This is a genomic window from Tamlana crocina, assembly GCF_012037625.1.
Genome location: NZ_JAAVJS010000601.1, coordinates 1 through 335, shown reverse-complemented (window position 1 = coordinate 335; position 335 = coordinate 1). Strand labels below are relative to the sequence as shown.

1 pseudogene is annotated in these 335 nt (G+C 42.7%); it reads right to left on the bottom strand.

Features of this window, described 5'->3' with window-relative positions:
- Positions 1–26 precede the first annotated feature (26 nt).
- A pseudogene (locus tag HC176_RS18225) lies at positions 27–335 on the bottom strand (stage II sporulation protein M); the annotation flags it as partial.

Sequence of the window (335 nt, the reverse complement as noted above, 5' to 3'; positions counted from 1 at the left end):
TGGATCCATATGGTCCTTACAGATTACCATAGCAGGCCCTGTTCGTAAAAGAAATATTGAAAGGAACCCAGCATAATTGCATTCTGCATGACGATGTACAAAGTTCCAAGGCCGGCGAAAATACCAAAGACAAAGGCCATTAATGCCACCCTTACATTATTGATGGTGATGCCGAGGAACATTTCCATTTCTCCCATTTTTTTATAGACAGCCATGGGATCATCATTTGCTATATTTTCGAGGGTCATGTTGATATAGGCATCTCCCAGAATGGATCTTACAAAAGCCCCGTCACTGGCTGCGGAAAAACTTCCGGCAGCCACAAAGATCATAAA